This is a genomic window from Pseudochelatococcus lubricantis (genome assembly GCF_011762225.1).
Taxonomy (GTDB): Bacteria; Pseudomonadota; Alphaproteobacteria; order Rhizobiales; family Beijerinckiaceae; genus Pseudochelatococcus; species Pseudochelatococcus lubricantis.
On sequence record NZ_JAASQI010000002.1, the window covers coordinates 435,853 to 452,468 of the forward strand.

Annotated in this window: 13 protein-coding genes and 3 tRNA genes; 11 read left to right on the top strand and 5 right to left on the bottom strand. The window is 64.7% G+C overall.

Features of this window, described 5'->3' with window-relative positions; genetic code table 11:
• Positions 1-1,155, bottom strand: a complete 1,155-nt coding sequence (gene lptF / locus FHS82_RS05930) for an LPS export ABC transporter permease LptF (protein ID WP_166949808.1) — start codon at positions 1,153-1,155, stop codon at positions 1-3.
• Positions 1,156-1,431: 276 nt separating this feature from the next.
• Here lptF and FHS82_RS05935 point away from each other — a divergent pair, with 276 nt between their 5' ends.
• From FHS82_RS05935 to FHS82_RS05945, 3 genes are read left to right on the top strand one after another with little or no spacing between them, the layout of a single operon-like run.
• Positions 1,432-2,934 carry a leucyl aminopeptidase gene (locus FHS82_RS05935; RefSeq protein WP_166949811.1) on the top strand — a complete coding sequence of 501 codons (1,503 nt, stop codon included), beginning with the start codon at positions 1,432-1,434 and terminating at the stop codon, positions 2,932-2,934.
• Entirely contained in the window at positions 2,931-3,383 is a 453-nt protein-coding gene (locus FHS82_RS05940) for a DNA polymerase III subunit chi (RefSeq protein ID WP_166949813.1), read from the top strand. Before FHS82_RS05935 ends, FHS82_RS05940 begins: the two co-directional genes overlap by 4 nt.
• Before the next feature lie 19 nt (positions 3,384-3,402).
• The gene (locus FHS82_RS05945; protein WP_166949815.1) at positions 3,403-4,929 is read left to right on the top strand and encodes a S10 family peptidase; all 1,527 of its coding nucleotides are present in this window, start codon (positions 3,403-3,405) and stop codon (positions 4,927-4,929) included.
• Between the two features lie 130 nt (positions 4,930-5,059).
• Here FHS82_RS05945 and FHS82_RS05950 read toward each other — a convergent pair whose 3' ends face one another.
• Positions 5,060-5,425: a PRC-barrel domain-containing protein gene (locus tag FHS82_RS05950; RefSeq protein ID WP_166949817.1), complete on the bottom strand. Its 366-nt coding sequence runs from the start codon at positions 5,423-5,425 to the stop codon at positions 5,060-5,062.
• A 65-nt stretch (positions 5,426-5,490) separates the two neighbouring features.
• Positions 5,491-6,750, bottom strand: a complete 1,260-nt coding sequence (tyrS, locus tag FHS82_RS05955) for a tyrosine--tRNA ligase (protein ID WP_166949819.1) — start codon at positions 6,748-6,750, stop codon at positions 5,491-5,493.
• 178 nt (positions 6,751-6,928) lie between these two features.
• Here tyrS and FHS82_RS05960 point away from each other — a divergent pair, with 178 nt between their 5' ends.
• Positions 6,929-8,104, top strand: coding sequence for an anhydro-N-acetylmuramic acid kinase (locus tag FHS82_RS05960; protein WP_246225106.1), 1,176 nt, complete (start codon positions 6,929-6,931; stop codon positions 8,102-8,104).
• A gap of 99 nt (positions 8,105-8,203) precedes the next feature.
• Here FHS82_RS05960 and FHS82_RS05965 read toward each other — a convergent pair whose 3' ends face one another.
• Together FHS82_RS05965 and rlmB are read right to left on the bottom strand one after the other, a co-directional pair.
• Positions 8,204-9,886 carry an MFS transporter gene (locus FHS82_RS05965; RefSeq protein WP_208394106.1) on the bottom strand — a complete coding sequence of 561 codons (1,683 nt, stop codon included), beginning with the start codon at positions 9,884-9,886 and terminating at the stop codon, positions 8,204-8,206.
• Between the two features lie 291 nt (positions 9,887-10,177).
• Positions 10,178-11,017 carry a 23S rRNA (guanosine(2251)-2'-O)-methyltransferase RlmB gene (gene rlmB / locus FHS82_RS05970; protein ID WP_246225108.1) on the bottom strand — a complete coding sequence of 280 codons (840 nt, stop codon included), beginning with the start codon at positions 11,015-11,017 and terminating at the stop codon, positions 10,178-10,180.
• Between the two features lie 185 nt (positions 11,018-11,202).
• Between rlmB and FHS82_RS05975 the strand changes: the two genes are divergently transcribed.
• From FHS82_RS05975 to fusA, 7 genes are all read left to right on the top strand, one after another.
• Positions 11,203-11,287, top strand: a tRNA-Tyr gene (locus FHS82_RS05975).
• A gap of 19 nt (positions 11,288-11,306) precedes the next feature.
• Positions 11,307-11,380, top strand: a tRNA-Gly gene (locus tag FHS82_RS05980).
• 178 nt (positions 11,381-11,558) lie between these two features.
• A complete protein-coding gene (gene tuf, locus FHS82_RS05985; RefSeq protein WP_166949823.1) occupies positions 11,559-12,749 on the top strand; it encodes an elongation factor Tu in 1,191 nt (396 codons plus the stop codon).
• A 113-nt stretch (positions 12,750-12,862) separates the two neighbouring features.
• A tRNA-Trp gene (locus tag FHS82_RS05990) sits at positions 12,863-12,939 on the top strand.
• A gap of 569 nt (positions 12,940-13,508) precedes the next feature.
• Positions 13,509-13,880 carry a 30S ribosomal protein S12 gene (gene rpsL / locus FHS82_RS05995; protein ID WP_009764294.1) on the top strand — a complete coding sequence of 124 codons (372 nt, stop codon included), beginning with the start codon at positions 13,509-13,511 and terminating at the stop codon, positions 13,878-13,880.
• A gap of 97 nt (positions 13,881-13,977) precedes the next feature.
• On the top strand, positions 13,978-14,448 hold the full coding sequence (gene rpsG / locus FHS82_RS06000; RefSeq protein WP_166949826.1) for a 30S ribosomal protein S7: 471 nt from the start codon (positions 13,978-13,980) through the stop codon (positions 14,446-14,448).
• Positions 14,449-14,475: 27 nt separating this feature from the next.
• Positions 14,476-16,545 carry an elongation factor G gene (gene fusA, locus FHS82_RS06005; protein ID WP_166949828.1) on the top strand — a complete coding sequence of 690 codons (2,070 nt, stop codon included), beginning with the start codon at positions 14,476-14,478 and terminating at the stop codon, positions 16,543-16,545.
• Positions 16,546-16,616 lie beyond the last annotated feature (71 nt).

The following is a 16,616-nucleotide window of genomic DNA, read 5'->3' on the forward strand; positions in this document are numbered from 1 at the left end:
TTATGCGCCTCCCGCCGCCGCTGCCGGCGTCGCTGCCCGGCGCCCGCGCAGAAACGCGCCCATGAGGCCGCGCACGCGCGCGCCTTCGAAGATGATGAGCAGCGCGATGAGGCTCGAAACGAGCGGCGCGCCGTAGATGCCCGCCACAGCCAGCGGCTCGCGCACCACGGCGCTGGAAGCGAAGAAGCCGAGAATGCGCACGAGCCCGACAGCCACCACCGCCGCCGCGATGGCCACGCCGCGCCCCTGCCGGGTGGTGCGTGCCTCGCCGAGCGCCGCGAAGGCGATCAGCAGGAAGGAGATGCAATAGAGCGGCGCGGAAAAGCGGTCGTGCAGCTCCGCGCGGAAGCGCCCTGTCTGGTACTTGTAAACGGGGTCCTCTGGATCGGGCGACAGCAGATAGGCGGTGGAGCGCTCGCGCGGGCGGTAGACCGTCTCTGCCTCGCTCGCGGCGAACACCGACAGGTTGAGCGCGTAGCGCTGGAAGGTGACGATGGCGGCGTCGCGGCTGCCCTTTTCCTGCTGCTGCACGGAACCGTTTTCAAGCACGAGGAAGCTGTCGTTGCCGACGGTCACCGTCTGGCCGCGCTCGGCGATGTAGACCGCGATCTTCTCGGGGTTGCGCTCGTCCTGCATGAAGATGCCGAGCAGCGAGTCACCCGCCTTCTCACGGTAGTGGAAGGTGATGCCGGAATCGAGCGTCGTGAACTGCCCTTCCTTGACGATATTAGAGACGAAGTCCGCGCGAATCTGGGTGATGAGGTCGCGCAGGGTGTTGAAACTCTGCGGCATCAGATAGAGCGTCATCGCGGCGACGATCATGAAGATCGCGGTTCCGAGCGCGGCGAAGGGGCGCAGCAGACGCGCCGGCGCGACGCCGGCCGCGCTCATCACGATCAGTTCCGAATCGCCGTTGAGCTTGTTCAGCGCGTAGATCGTGGCGATGAACAGCGCGACGGGCGCGATGATGACCACGAGAGCCGGCAGCGACAACAGCGTCACCACCATGAAGATGCCGAGCGTCTGGCCCTGGCCGGTGACGAGATCGAGCTGGCGCAGGATCTGCGTGATCCAGATGACGAGCGTCAGCGCCAGAAAGCAGGCGACGAACGCCACCGTCACGTTGCGCAGAATGTAGCGTTCGATCAAAGTCATCATATTACCGTTGAACCGCGCGCGGAGGCGGCCTGAAAAGACGGGACACCGTTCCGGACGCACGACGAGCTTCGCGGACACCTCCGAACTAATGCCTCCGGGCCCGTTCGGCAAGGTTGCACGCTGACGCGGCCATGACCCGGCGGAGCAGACGCCCGCGCCGCCGGCCGGGGAGGGCGACAATTCAGGGCATTTCCGGATGCGGATGGTGACGGCTGCCTCCGAAAATGCTCTGATCGCGATACAATCAGATCGTGACGCTTCTGCGAGGATTTTATGACCGGCCGTATCAAGGTTGAATTCAAGTCTCTGGAACGCCCTGAAGGGGGTGAGGTGGTGGTGTTCGCCGACGACGCGCTGTCCGTATCGGCCGCGGCCGCCGCGTGGCTCGGGGAAGCGGGGCTGGCGCTGGTGCAGCGCGCGGCACAGATCGAGAAATTCAAGGGCGCCGCGCGGTCCACGCTTGTGCTGGCCGCGCCGCAGGGTATCGCGGCCGACCGGCTCGTCGTCGTGGGCCTTGGCGCCGCGAAGGATATCCCCGCGACCGACTGGGCGCGCCTCGGCGGTGCGGTGCTCGGCAAGATCGCAGGTGCGCAGGCACACATCCTGTTCGACCTGCCGGGCGACTTTTCGCCCTCGCCGGAGGCCGCCGGCGACTTTTCGCTCGGCCTGCGGCTGCGTGCCTACCGCTTCGACCGCTACAAGACGAAGAAGAAGGAAGAAGACGAGCAGGAGGCGTCGCCTGCCGAGGTCGTGGTGCACCTCGCGGGGCCGGACGCCGCGCGGGCGGCCCGCAAGGCGGCGAAGGCCGTCGCCGAGGGCGTCTGCCTCGCGCGCGATCTCGTGAACGAGCCGGCCAACGTGCTCTATCCGGAAGAGTTCGCGCGCCGCGCGGGCGAACTGGCGAAGCTCGATGTCGCAGTCGAGGTTCTCGGCGAGAAGGAACTGAAGGCGCTCGGCTTCGGCGCACTGGTCGCCGTGGGACAGGGCTCGCGCGCCGAAAGTCAGGTGGTGGTGCTGCGCTGGAATGGCGCCGGCGCGGATGAGAAGCCCGTCGCCTTCGTCGGCAAGGGCGTGACCTTCGACACCGGCGGCATCTCCATCAAGCCGGCCGCCAACATGGAGGACATGAAGGGCGACATGGCAGGCGCGGCGGCCGTGATCGGCCTCATCCATGCGCTCGCCACCCGTAAGGCGAAGGTGAACGCCGTCGGCGTCGTCGGCCTCGTCGAGAACATGCCGGACGGCAAGGCGCAGCGGCCTGGCGACATCGTCACCTCGCTGTCGGGCCAGACCATCGAGGTCATCAACACGGACGCCGAGGGGCGCCTCGTGCTCGCCGACGTGCTCTGGTACACGCAGGCGCGCTTCCAGCCGCAATTCATCGTCAATCTCGCCACGCTCACGGGCGCCATCATCGTCGCGCTCGGGCAGGAGAACGCGGGCCTGTTCTCGAACAGCGACGAGCTGGCCGCGCGCCTCGGCGAGGCGGGCAAGGCGACGGGCGAGACTGTGTGGCGGCTCCCGCTGCAGCCCGAATACGACAAGCTGATCGATTCGAAGGTCGCGGACGTGAAAAACACCGGCGGGCGCAATGCCGGCTCCATCACGGCGGCTCAGTTTCTGAAGCGATTCGTCAACGACGCGCCGTGGGCGCATCTCGACATCGCCGGCACCGGCATGGCCGCGAAGCAGACCGACACCAACCGGTCCTGGGGATCGGGCTGGGGTGTGCGGCTGCTCGATCGGCTGGTGCGGGACCATTACGAGGCCCGATGACCGACATCCTGTTCTATCATCTGCAACGCCAGCCGCTCGAAGCGGTGCTGCCGACGCTCGTCGAAAAGAGCCTCGCGCGCGGCTGGCGGGTGGCCATCGAGGTGCCGGATGCCGAACGGCTCACGGCGCTCGACGACCATCTGTGGATCTGGCGCGACGACAGCTTCCTGCCGCACGGCACCGACCAGGCCGCCGATTGCGCGGACGAGCCGGTGCTGCTGACGCGCCAGCACGCCAACCTGAACCGCGCCGACGTGCGCTTCCTGGTCGATGGCGCGGGGATCGCCGACGACGCCGGGAGCTATGCGCGCATCGTGCTGATGTTCGACGGCAATGACGATGCGGCGCTTGCCCGCGCACGGGACGAGTGGCGCAAGGTGCGCGCCATGGGCTTTGCCGCGACCTACTGGCAGCAGGACGAGGCCGGCCGGTGGATCAGGAAGGGTTAGGATCAGGAAAGGGTTGCCGATGACGTTGCGCCTTCTGTCCGTTGCCGCTCTGGCCGCGCTGGTGATGGCCGCGCCTGCTTCCGCGCCGATGGCGCAGCAGCCCCGGCAGCAGGAGCAGAGACGCCCGCCCGGCGACGATGCGCTGCGCTTGCCCGCGCGCGTCACCGTCAGCCAGTCGGCGGCGATCGGCGGGGAGCGGCGCGACTATCAGGTGACGGCGGGCAGCATCGTGCTGCGCAACGAGGCGGGCGAGCCGCAGGCGGAAGTCGGCTTCGTCGCCTACACCATCGAACGGCAGCCGGCGCAGGAACGCCCGGTGACGTTCGCCTTCAACGGCGGGCCGGGCGCGGCCTCCGCCTATCTGAACTTCGGCGCGCTGGGGCCGAAGCGGCTGTCGTTCGGCAACACGGGGGAGGGGCCCTCCGCGCCGCCGGTGCTGGTCGACAACCCCCAGACATGGCTCGATTTCACCGATCTGGTGTTCATCGACCCGGTCGGCACCGGCTACAGCCGCTTCGTCAACGACAGCGCGGAACTGAAGCGGTCGCTGTGGTCGGTCGACGGCGATATCAGCGCGCTCGCCAACGTCGTCCGCCGCTATCTGACCGAACACGACCGGATGACGTCGCCGAAGTTTCTGGTGGGCGAGAGCTACGGCGGTTTCCGCGTGCCCAAGCTCGCCCGCCGCCTGCAGACGCACGAGGGAGTCGGCATCTCCGGCATCGTGATGATCTCGCCCGTGCTCGACTTCCAGACGCAGGGAGGCGGCGATGGCGCCCCGCTCGCCTTTGCCGCCCGGCTGCCGTCGCTGGCCGCGCTGCACCGCGAGCTGAAGGGCGAGCCCTTCACGCGCGAGGCGCTGGCGGCGGTGGAGGGCTATGCGCGCGGCGACTATGTGGTCGATCTGCTGCGCGGCCCGCGCGATGCCGCGGCGGTGGCGCGAATCGTGGATCGGGTGACGCAGTTCACCGGGCTCGACCGCAGCTTTGTGGAGCGCCGCGCCGGGCGGCTCGACATCGTCGACATCGTGCGCGAACTCGGGCGCGGCAGCGAATCCGTGGCGAGCCTCTACGATGGGCTGGTCCTCGGCCTCGATCCCGTGCCCTACGATCCGTCCTCGGATCTGGAGGATCCGATTCTCGATGCCGGCATCGCGTCCCTCACCAGCGCGGCTGTGGATTTCCTGAACCGCACCGTGGGCTGGCGCGTGGATACGCCCTACCGGCTGCTGAGCCGCGAGGTGTCAGCGAACTGGAACTGGGGCGCCACGCGCAGCCGCCAGCCGGAGGCGGTCGACGACCTGCGCAGCGCTCTCGCGCTCGATCCCCGTCTCGGCGCGCTCGTGGTGCATGGCGCGACCGATCTGGTCACGCCCTATTTCGACAGCCAGCTCGCGCTCGACCGCCTGGCGGCGCTCGGCGCGCGGGACGCTGCCAAAGGCCGCGTGGCGCTGGAGGTTTTGAAGGGCGGGCACATGTTCTACGCCCACGACGAATCGCGGGCGGCGCTCCGTGAGGCCGCCCGCAGGCTCTACGCACCGAACTGACGGGCGTTATATCAACGCTCCCGGCCCTCGACCGCTCGCGCGTGGGTTCTGCTCAAGCGTCGTATGGGCTTAAGCGCTCCTCGACAGGTCATGCCCATCGAGGGCAAGTCATGCCCATCGAGGGATGGTGTTACATCCAGTACGGCCCGATGCCGTAATAGTCGTGCACGCGCTTCTCGTAGTCGCGGTCGCCCCATTGGGGTGCCTCGTTCTCACCGAAGCGCGGACCGCCTTCCAGTTGCTCGCGCGTCAGATGCACGACGTATCCGCCCTGCTGCGGATCGTAGGTCAGCGCGGACCAAGGCAAGGGATGGTAGTCCGAGCCGAGCCCCAGAAAGCCGCCGAACGACATCACCGCATAGGCGACGCGGCCGGTCTTCTTGTCGATCATGATGTCGTGGATGGCGCCGAGGTTCTCGCCCTCGGCGTTGTAAACGGACGTGCCGGATACCTTGTCCGCGCCGATCAGCGTGCCGGTTTCATCGAGATGAGCCATTATTCCCTCCTGTTGTCATGGATGTTCATGTAACGGGGAAGGAGCTGATCGGGTTCCGAATTATTTTACGCTATCTTCAGAAGAATATGCTTCTTCTTGCCAAGAGAAAGCTTGATCGCGCCATCGGCAGCGAGGTCCGACAACGTCAGCTTTGCCTTTTCGTCCGTGACGGTGACATCGTTCACCTTGAGGCCACCGCCCTTGATCTGCCGCCGCGCCTCGCTGGTGGAAGCGACGAGGCCGGCATGTTCCGGGCCGAAGGCGGAAAGCACGCCGAGGCCTTCCTCCAGCAGCCCGCGCGCGATGGCGTGGCTCGGCAGGTCCTGTGCCAGCGCGCCTTCCTCGAACGTCTTGCGCGCGGTCTCGGCCGCGGCCTCCGCTGCCTCGCGCCCATGCACCATGGCCGTGACCTCGGTGGCGAGGATCTTCTTGGCCTCGTTACGCTCGGCGCCTTCCAGCGCTTCGAGGCGCGCGACCTCGCCGAGCGGCAGGTCCGTGAAGATGCGCAGGAAGCGGCCGACGTCGGCGTCTTCCGTGTTGCGCCAGTATTGCCACATCTCGTAGGCCGACAGCATGTCCTCGTTGAGCCACACCGCGCCGCCCAGCGACTTGCCCATCTTGGCGCCGGAGGCGGTGGTGAGCAGCGGCGAGGTGAGGGCGTAGAGCTGCATGTTGTCGATGCGCCGGCCGAGTTCCATGCCGTTGATGATGTTGCCCCACTGGTCGGAGCCGCCCATCTGCAGGCGGCAGCCGTAGCGCCGCGACAGCTCCAGGAAGTCGTAGGCCTGCAGGATCATGTAGTTGAATTCGAGGAACGACAGCGACTGGTCGCGGTCGAGGCGCGACTTCACCGATTCGAAGGTCAGCATGCGGTTGACGGAGAAGTGCCGGCCGATATCCCGCAGGAACGGAATGTACTTCAGCTCGTCCAGCCATTCCGCGTTGTCGGCCATGACGGCGTCGGTGGCGCCGTCGCCGAAGGTCAGGAAGCGCGAGAAGACCTTCTTGATGCTGGCCTTGTTGGCCTCGATCCGCGCGTCGTCCAGCAGCGGGCGCGCCTCGTCGCGGAAGGAGGGGTCGCCGATGCGCGTGGTGCCGCCGCCCATCAGGACGATCGGCTTGTGGCCCGTCTGCTGGAGGCGGCGCAGCATCATGATGTTGGTCATGTGGCCGACGTGCAGGCTCGGCGCCGTCAGGTCGTAGCCCACGTAAGCCGTGATCTTCCCCGCGAGCGCCAGGGCATCGAGACCTTCGGCGTCGGAAATCTGGTGGATGAGACCGCGCTCGTCGAGCGCACGGAGGAAGTCGGAACGGAAGGCTGTCATCGATCTTTCGGCTTTGCGGTGGAAAATCAGCGCTGGCGCGGCTTTGGCGCACACAGCTTGAGCGCATGCACCGGTCTATATCAGGTCGGGCGTGGTTTGGGAATCGCGCTATCGGGGCGGGCGTGCGCCGAAATGCTGGCCTGTGGCGGTAGAGATGTTTTAATGGAAAGGTGCCGTGATGGGGCGGCGCCAGCTGGAGATCGTCATGTCGGAAGGGATATTGCGGGTTATCGGCCTGATGAGCGGAACGTCGATGGACGGCATCGACGTGGCGCTCGTCGAGACGGATGGCGAGATCATCCATCGTCTGGGGCCGGCCGGCTTCCATCCCTATGACACGGCCGACCGCGCGCTGCTGCGCAAGGCGATAGCAACCGCCACGACCCTGACCGACCGGGAGGCCCGCCCGGACGAGTTGGCCGACGCCGAGGATATGGTGACGCATCGCCATATCAGGGCCATCGACAGCTTCCTCTCGTCCTGCCAGTTCAACCCCGGAGAGGTCGATCTGATCGGCTTCCACGGCCAGACGGTGCTGCATCGCCCGGAAGCCGGGCTGACGGTGCAGATCGGCGACGGGCAGAAACTCGCGACGCATGTCGGCGTGCCGGTGGTTTACGATTTCCGCGCCGCCGATGTCGCCGTGGGCGGGCAGGGCGCGCCGTTGGTGCCGCTCTTCCATCGGGCGCTGGTGCGGGCCGCGGACCTCGACGGACCGGTGGCGGTGCTCAACCTTGGCGGCGTCGCCAACGTCACCTATGTCGAATCGGCGGACGACAACGTGCTGATCGCCTGCGACACCGGCCCCGCCAACGCGCTGATTGACGACTTCATGCTGAAGCGCACCGGCATCCCCATCGATCGCGGCGGTGTCCACGCCAGTCAGGGAAAGGTGAACGAGTCCGTCGTCAGCGGGCTGATGCACAACGCATTCTTCCTCCTGCCGCCGCCGAAGTCGCTGGATCGTAATGCCTTTGATTTGCCCGATCTCTCAGCGCTCTCCGTGGAGGATGGCGCCGCGACGCTGACGGAATTCTCGGCGCGCGCGGTGGCGCATATCGTCCCGCTGTTGCCGCACGCGCCACGCCTGTGGATTGTCTGCGGCGGCGGTGCCCACAATGCGGAACTCGTGCGCCGCATCGGCGCCAATACCGGCGCGAAGGTCATCGTCGCGGACGATCTCGGCTGGTCGGGTGATGCGATGGAGGCGCAGGCCTTCGCCTATCTGGCGGTGCGCAGCCTGCGCGGGCTGCCGCTGACGCTGCCCGGCACCACGGGCGTCGCGGCGCCTACGACGGGCGGCGTGCTGGCGGAGCCTGCCGCGGAGGCGGAGCTGGCGGCAGTCGCGCCATAGGATCGGCGCTCCCGATTTGCGGATAATGAAAAGCGCCGGGAAGTGCCCCGGCGCCCTTGTCGTCAGCCTTGTTTCGGTGCGGCCGTATCAGTTTACCGGTTACGTATCGAAGGTGTTGATGTCGCGCTTGTAGGTCTCCGGCACGAACAGCAGACCGATGACCAGCGTCATCAGAGCAATGGCGATGGGATACCACAGGCCGTAGTAGATGTTGCCGGTCGCTGCGACCATCGCGAAGATCGTGGGCGGCAGAAAGCCCCCGAACCAGCCATTGCCGATGTGATAGGGCAGCGACATGCCCGAATAGCGGATGCGGGTGGGGAACAGCTCCACGAGCTGGGCGGCGATCGGGCCGTAGACCATGGTCACCAGCAGCACGAGCACGAACAGGATCGCAACCGTAAGGCCGTAGTGCATCTTGGCGGGGTCGGCCTTGGCCGGATAGCCCGCAGCGCGGATGGCGGCGGTGAGGTCCGCTTGGAACTGCGCCGTGCGGGCCGTCCGTTCCTCGGCGGAAAGCGCCCGGGCGTCGAACGATTCGAACGTGCGCTCGCCGATGCGGATGGCGGCGACTGTGCCGGCAGGCGCCGCGATGTTCTCATAGTTCACCGAATTGCGGGCGAGGAAGCTCTTGGCGATGTCGCAAGAGGATGTGAACTGCGCCGTGCCGACAGGGTTGAACTGGAACGAGCACTCTGACGCATCGGCGACGACCGTTACCGGCGAAGTGGCCTGCGCCGCGGCGAGATCCGGATTCGCGGCGCGGGTGAGCGCGTTGAACAGCGGGAAGTAGAGCAAGGCCGCCAGCAGGCAGCCGCCGAGGATGATAGGCTTGCGGCCGACCTTGTCCGACAGCCAGCCGAAGACGAGGAAGAACGGCGTGGCGAACGCCAGTGCGATGGCGATCTGGATGTTGGCCGTGGCCGAATCGACTTTCAGCGTCTGCGTCAGGAAGAACAGCGCGTAGAATTGGCCAGTGTACCAGACCACGGCCTGCCCGGCGGTGCTGCCGAAGAGGGCGTAAAGGCCGATCTTGGCATTTTTCCACGTGCCGAAGGCTTCGGAAAGCGGCGCCTTCGAGCCCGTGCCCTCGCTCTTCATCTTCTTGAAGGAGGGTGATTCTTCGAGCTGCGTGCGAATCCACACCGAGATCGCGAGCAGGACGATGGAAATGAGGAACGGCACGCGCCAGCCCCAGGCCGCGAACGCCTCCTCGCCGAGCCAGGTGCGCACGCCGAGAATCACCAGCAGCGACAGGAACAGGCCCAGTGTGGCCGTCGTCTGGATGAAGCTGGTGTAGAAGCCGCGCCGCCCGGTCGGGGCGTGCTCGGCCACATAGGTCGCCGCGCCGCCGTACTCGCCGCCGAGCGCAAGGCCCTGCAGCAGCCGCAGGCCGATCAGGACGACGGGGGCCGCGATGCCGATCGAGGCATAGTTGGGCAGCAGGCCGACGATGAATGTCGACAGGCCCATGATGACGATGGTGATGAGGAATGTGTATTTGCGGCCGACGAGATCGCCGAGACGGCCGAAGAAAAGCGAGCCGAACGGGCGCACGGCAAAGCCCGCCGCGAAGGCGAGCAATGCGAAGATGAAGCCGGCGGTCGGGTTTACGCCCGAGAAGAATTGGGCCGCGATGATCGCCGACAGTGAGCCGTAAAGATAGAAATCGTACCATTCGAAAACGGTGCCGAGCGACGAGGCGACGATTACCTTGCGCTCTTCCCGCGTCATGGGGGCAGCACGGGGCTTTACCCCACCAGTCGTGCTGGCGAAGCTCATGGAAGTAGTCCTTCTTTGCGTTTCCTGAACGACGACCGGAAGGCCTCCGCGCTCCCGGCCAGATCGCCGGCCGCCGTCTTGCGCGGCTTGCCGGAAATCTCCCTGAACCGCCCCCGAGTTGTACGAGCCGCGCCGTTCCGGCCAGCGGGATCGGGCTGGCCGGGTGATGCCGCTTCGTCAATGCGGACAATTCATCGCCAATAATAGTTACAACAGAAACTGTTGTCCCTAAGCAATAAGTCGTCCGACAAAAGTCTTAGGTGCGCTGCGACATATTGTCTCGCCGCCGCGTCATGCCGTGGGCGCGCCGAGTCGCGACGTCACGGCGTAAAGGGCGATGGCGGCGGCGTTGGAGACGTTGAGGCTCTTGATCTTCCCCGGCACGTCGAGCCGCGCGAGCACGTTGCAGCGTTCGCGCGTCAGTTGCCGCAGGCCCTTGCCCTCCGCGCCGAGCACCAACGCCAGCGGACGCCGCACGGGGATGTCGGCGAGTGGCTCGGCGCCTTCCGAATCCAGCCCGATGCACAGGAAGCCGCGCTCCGAGAGCGTCTGCAGAGCGCCCGCCAGATTGCGCACGGTTACGAACGGCACATGTTCCAGCCCGCCGGAAGCCGACTTCGCCAGCACGCCCGTCGCGGCAGGGCTGTGGCGGGCCGTGGTGAGGATGGCGTCCACGCCGAAGGCGCAGGCCGTGCGCACGATGGCACCGACATTATGCGGATCGGTGATCTGGTCTAGCACGAGAATGAACGAGTCGCGCGCGAGATCCTCCACGGTCAGCGCTGGCAGCGATTCGGCGTGCAGCAGCAGCCCCTGGTGCACCGCGTCGGCGCCCACGCGCCGGTCGATTTCGTCCGGCCTGACGAGGGTGGGGGCAATAGGAAGGTTGTGGAAAACCTCGGAGAGGCGCCGCGCGGCATTTTCCGTCGCGAGCAGGGTGCGAAAGGCGCGTCGGGGATTCGCGAGCGCCTCCGAAACCGCGTGCCAGCCATAGAGAAGCGCGCCGTCCTCAGCGTCGTTTTCAAGCGGGCGAAGGGATTTGCGGGAAAAGGACGCGCGGCGCGGCCGCCCGTCGGCGCGCACGCCATGCGGCGGCCCTTTGCGTTGTTTTCCGGAGCTTTTTTCGGTCATTCGCGCTGCCTCGTGCTGGAAAGGCATAGGTTGCATGTGTCGCGAAGCTTTGCCAGTTCGCATTAGGTGTTGACATGGGGGAGCGCATCGCCCTAAGAACCGCCCGCTGCTTCCGCCGAAGGGGAGGCCGCTCCGGCGGATTGTCCGGGACGGCTTTCCAGAGCGGCGGTCTGGCGGGATGGGCCGGAGGGGTGCCCGAGTGGTTAAAGGGGACGGACTGTAAATCCGTTGGCTACGCCTACGTTGGTTCGAATCCAACCCCCTCCACCATCCATCCTGACTGTATCGTGCGGGTGTAGCTCAATGGTAGAGCAACAGCCTTCCAAGCTGATGACGAGGGTTCGATTCCCTTCACCCGCTCCATACGGCTGTACAGACCGTTTCGCAGGTATGGCGGAACGGACGCTAGGCTTGGGTTGAGGTGTTTGGGAATCGGTGCTGCCCCGGCCATTAAGTGCAACGGACGGCGGAGTACCCCGGGGACTATCTGCTTTTGTGATGGGCAGAAGTCGTTTCAGGATGGGACGAGAGAGCGACGTCGATGGCGAAGGAAAAGTTTGAGCGGACGAAGCCGCATTGTAACATCGGTACGATCGGCCACGTTGACCACGGCAAGACGTCGCTGACAGCAGCGATCACGAAGGTTCTTGCGGAAGTTGGCGGCGCTTCGTTCACGGCGTACGACCAGATCGACAAGGCGCCTGAAGAGAAGGCGCGTGGTATCACGATCTCGACGTCGCACGTTGAATACGAGACGGCGAACCGTCACTACGCGCACGTTGACTGCCCCGGCCACGCTGACTACGTGAAGAACATGATCACGGGCGCGGCACAGATGGATGGCGCGATCCTCGTGGTGTCTTCGGCGGACGGCCCGATGCCTCAGACGCGCGAGCACATCCTGCTTGCGCGTCAGGTTGGTGTTCCGGCGCTTGTTGTGTTCATGAACAAGGTTGACCAGGTCGACGATCCTGAACTGCTTGAGCTCGTTGAGCTGGAGATCCGCGAACTTCTGTCGAAGTACGAGTTCCCCGGCGACGACATCCCTGTGGTCAAGGGCTCTGCGCTTGCTGCGCTTGAGGACACGAACCGTGAAATCGGGCACGACGCGATCGTCAAGCTGATGGAAGCGGTCGATGCGTATATCCCGCAGCCTGAGCGTCCGGTTGACCAGCCGTTCCTGATGCCTGTTGAGGACGTCTTCTCGATCTCGGGCCGCGGCACGGTCGTGACGGGCCGCGTTGAGCGCGGGATTGTCAAGGTTGGCGAGGAAGTCGAGATCGTTGGCATCCGCCCGACGGTTAAGACGACTGTGACGGGCGTCGAGATGTTCCGCAAGCTTCTTGATCAGGGGCAGGCTGGCGACAACATCGGCGCGCTGCTTCGCGGGACGAAGCGCGAGGACGTTGAACGCGGTCAGGTTCTTGCGAAGCCGGGTTCTGTGAAGCCGCACACGAAGTTCAAGGCAGAAGCCTACATCCTGACGAAGGAAGAGGGCGGTCGCCACACGCCGTTCTTCGGGAACTACCGTCCGCAGTTTTACTTCCGGACGACGGACGTGACGGGTATCGTGCACCTTCCTGAAGGAACTGAAATGGTGATGCCTGGGGATAACATCTCCATGGAAGTGCACCTGATCGTTCCGATCGCGATGGAAGAGAAGCTTCGCTTCGCTATCCGCGAAGGTGGCCGTACCGTCGGCGCCGGCGTCGTCGCCGAAATCATCGAGTGATGACCGGTCTGTCGAAAGCGCGTTTTTGATGGATGCGCTTTCGAGGCCAATGCGATACAAGGAAGCGGCGGCTGCGCCGCTTCTGTTGCCCGGAGCGAATCGGGCAATCGTTTAGGAGTGTAGCTCAACTGGCTAGAGCACCGGTCTCCAAAACCGGGGGTTGGGGGTTCGAGTCCCTCCACTCCTGCCATCCGGCAGGAACTTGCATATCGGAACCTCCAACGCCTGGTATTGCCCGCACTGCGGCAACGCCGGGCGATGTCGTTTCTGGTAGCCGGCGGCAGGTGGGGCGCCGGCAATGCGAAACAGCCGGCGGTGTCTCTGAAGATTCATGGTTTCGTAAGAGTCATGGGCCTTGACTGACGCCGAATCTGAATGTAAAGAAGTTCGACTTTCGGTAAGCCGTAGGTGTTCTGGTTCGAGGCGCCGAGCCTTGATGGGCGAACCCTAAACGTTGCCGTTTCTAGCACCGACTGGCCGCAAGTATGGCTTGATAGTCAGATCTGGAGCATGACCGGGCAAACGTTCGGTCCTCTGCCTGCGCAAGTGCTTGAAACCATCGGGTTTCAGGCACAATTGTGCGTTGTCTGTCGATGGTCATTGCTGTCGGCGGTTCTGGTCGCGGCGGTGCGGCGATTTCAGGGTATTCAGGGCTTTCGGGTTCTGAGAGATGCCGGGTTCGGAGAAATAACACGGCCTACGGCCGGCCAGGCGGATGGTTGTTGACCGTCCCGCGGTTGAAAGCGAGAGAAGAAGAGTATGCCGACGATCAGCCAGCTGATCCGCAAGCCGCGGACGGCGCAGAAAAGCCGGAACAAGGTTCCTGCCCTTGAGGCCTGCCCGCAGAAGCGGGGTGTGTGCACGCGCGTCTACACGACGACGCCGAAGAAGCCCAACTCGGCTCTTCGTAAGGTGGCCAAGGTCCGTCTGACCAACGGCTTCGAGGTGATCGGATACATCCCTGGCGAGGGTCACAATCTTCAGGAGCACTCCGTGGTCATGATCCGCGGTGGCCGCGTGAAGGATCTTCCGGGTGTGCGTTACCACATTCTGCGCGGCGTCCTCGATACGCAGGGCGTCAAGAACCGCAAGCAGCGCCGTTCGAAGTACGGTGCGAAGCGTCCGAAGTAAGATGTAGCTGGCCTCCCCGGGGCCGTGCATCCCAGTGTAGTTCGGATAATCGCAGCAAGGCTCGGTTATCATTCAAAGTTAGGCGGAGCGAAAGCCGATGTCCCGTCGCCATAGCGCGGAAAAACGAGAGATCATCCCGGACGCGAAGTTCGGCGATATCGTCGTGACCAAGTTCATGAATTCCATCATGCGTGACGGCAAGAAGTCCGCAGCCGAGACGATTGTCTATGGCGCGTTCGATGTCGTTGAGCAGAAGCTGAAGACCGAGCCGCTCGCCGTTTTCAAGCAGGCGCTTGACAACGTGTCGCCGGCCATCGAGGTCCGTTCCCGTCGCGTCGGCGGCGCCACTTATCAGGTTCCGGTCGAGGTTCGCACCGAACGCCGCCAGGCGCTGGCGATCCGCTGGCTCATCCAGGCCGCGCGTGCACGCAACGACCGTACAATGGTGGAGCGTCTGTCGGCCGAGCTGATGGATGCCTCGAGCAACCGTGGCAACGCCGTCAAGAAGCGTGAAGACACGCATCGCATGGCGGAGGCCAACCGCGCCTTTTCGCATTACCGCTGGTAAAGAACCGGGTCTAACGGAGCCACGACGATGTCCCGCACGCACGCAATCGCAGATTACCGTAATTTCGGAATCATGGCGCATATCGACGCCGGCAAGACGACGACGACCGAGCGCATCCTGTTTTTCACCGGCAAGAACCACAAGATCGGTGAGACGCACGAAGGTGCGGCGACCATGGACTGGATGGACCAGGAGCAAGAGCGCGGCATCACGATCACGTCTGCCGCGACGACGTGCTTCTGGAAGGGGCATCGCCTGAACATCATCGACACGCCCGGGCACGTCGACTTCACGATCGAGGTCGAACGTTCGCTGCGCGTGCTCGACGGCGCGGTGTGCGTGCTCGACGGCAGCCAGGGTGTGGAGCCGCAGACGGAAACCGTGTGGCGTCAGGCCGACAAGTACGACGTGCCGCGTATCGTCTACGTCAACAAGATGGACAAGATCGGCTCCGACCTCTTCAAGAGCGTGGACTCGATTATCGACCGCGTGGCCGGCAAGCCCGTGCTGCTGCAGATTCCGATCGGTTCCGAGGGCGACTTCATCGGCGTCGTTGACCTGATTACCCAGAAGGCGATCTTCTACCCCGAGGCCCTTGGTAACTCCGAGGAGCGGGAGATTCCGGCCGAGCTGAAGGAACAGGCGACCGAATACCGCACGAAGCTGATCGAAGCCGCCGTCGAACTCGACGACGATGCCATGGCCGCCTATCTCGAAGGCCAGGAGCCGGACGACGCGACGCTGCGCAGGCTTGTGCGCAAGGCCGTGCAGATGCGCGCCTTCCACCCCGTGCTGTGCGGTTCGTCCTTCAAGAACCGCGGTATCCAGCCGCTTCTGGATGCAGTGGTAGAATATCTGCCGTCGCCGATCGATCGCGGTGCGATCAAGGGCATTGACTTCAAGACGGAAGAGCCGGTCGAGCGCAAGCCGTCGGACGAGGAGCCGCTGTCGGTTCTGGCGTTCAAGATCATGGACGACCCCTTCGTCGGCACCATCACCTTCTCGCGCATCTATTCGGGTGTGCTGAAGGCGGGCGACTCTGTGCTCAATTCGACGCGCGACAAGAAGGAGCGCATCGGCCGCATGCTGCTGATGCACGCGAACAACCGCGAAGACATCAAGGAAGCCTATGCGGGTGACATCGTGGCCCTCGCAGGCCTCAAGGAAGTGCGCACGGGTGACACGCTCTGCGATCCGACGAAGGCGGTGATCCTGGAGCGCATGGAGTTCCCCGAGCCCGTCATCGAGATCGCTATCGAGCCCAAGTCGAAGGCGGATCAGGAGAAGCTCGGCATCGCGCTCTCCAAGCTCGCTGCCGAGGACCCGTCCTTCCGCGTGTCGACCGACGCCGAATCCGGCCAGACCATTCTCAAGGGGATGGGCGAATTGCACCTCGACATTAAGGTCGACATCCTGCGTCGCACCTACAAGGTGGACGCGAATGTCGGCGCGCCGCAGGTGGCCTATCGTGAACGCATCTCGAAGAAGGTCGATGTCGACTACACGCACAAGAAGCAGACCGGCGGTACGGGTCAGTTCGCGCGTGTGAAGATCGTGGTTGAGCCGGCCGAGCAGGGTGCGGGTTACTCCTTCGAGTCGAAGATCGTCGGCGGTGCGGTTCCGAAGGAATACATCCCTGGCGTGGAAAAGGGCCTGGCGAGCGTGCTGGGTGCAGGTATCCTCGCCGGCTTCCCGGTGGTCGATCTGAAGATCGAACTCATCGACGGCGCCTTCCACGAAGTCGACTCGTCTGCGCTGGCGTTCGAGATCGCGTCGCGCGCGGCACTGCGCGAGGCCCTGCAGAAGGGCGGTTCGGTGCTGCTCGAGCCGATCATGAAGGTCGAGGTGGTGACGCCGGAAGACTACACGGGTTCGGTCATCGGCGACCTCAACTCCCGTCGCGGCCAGATCCAGGGGCAGGACATGCGCGGCAACGCGGTGGTCATCGATGCGATGGTTCCGCTCGCCAACATGTTCGGCTACGTCAACACCCTGCGCTCCATGAGCCAGGGGCGCGCGACGTACACGATGCAGTTTGACCATTACGAGCAGGTCCCGTCGGCGGTTGCTCAGGAGGTTCAGGCCAAATACGCATAAGCGGTTGGCTTACGCTTCATCATTCAGGAATTTATTCGACCCCGGGTCGAGTTGTTTTCAGGGAGCCGCAA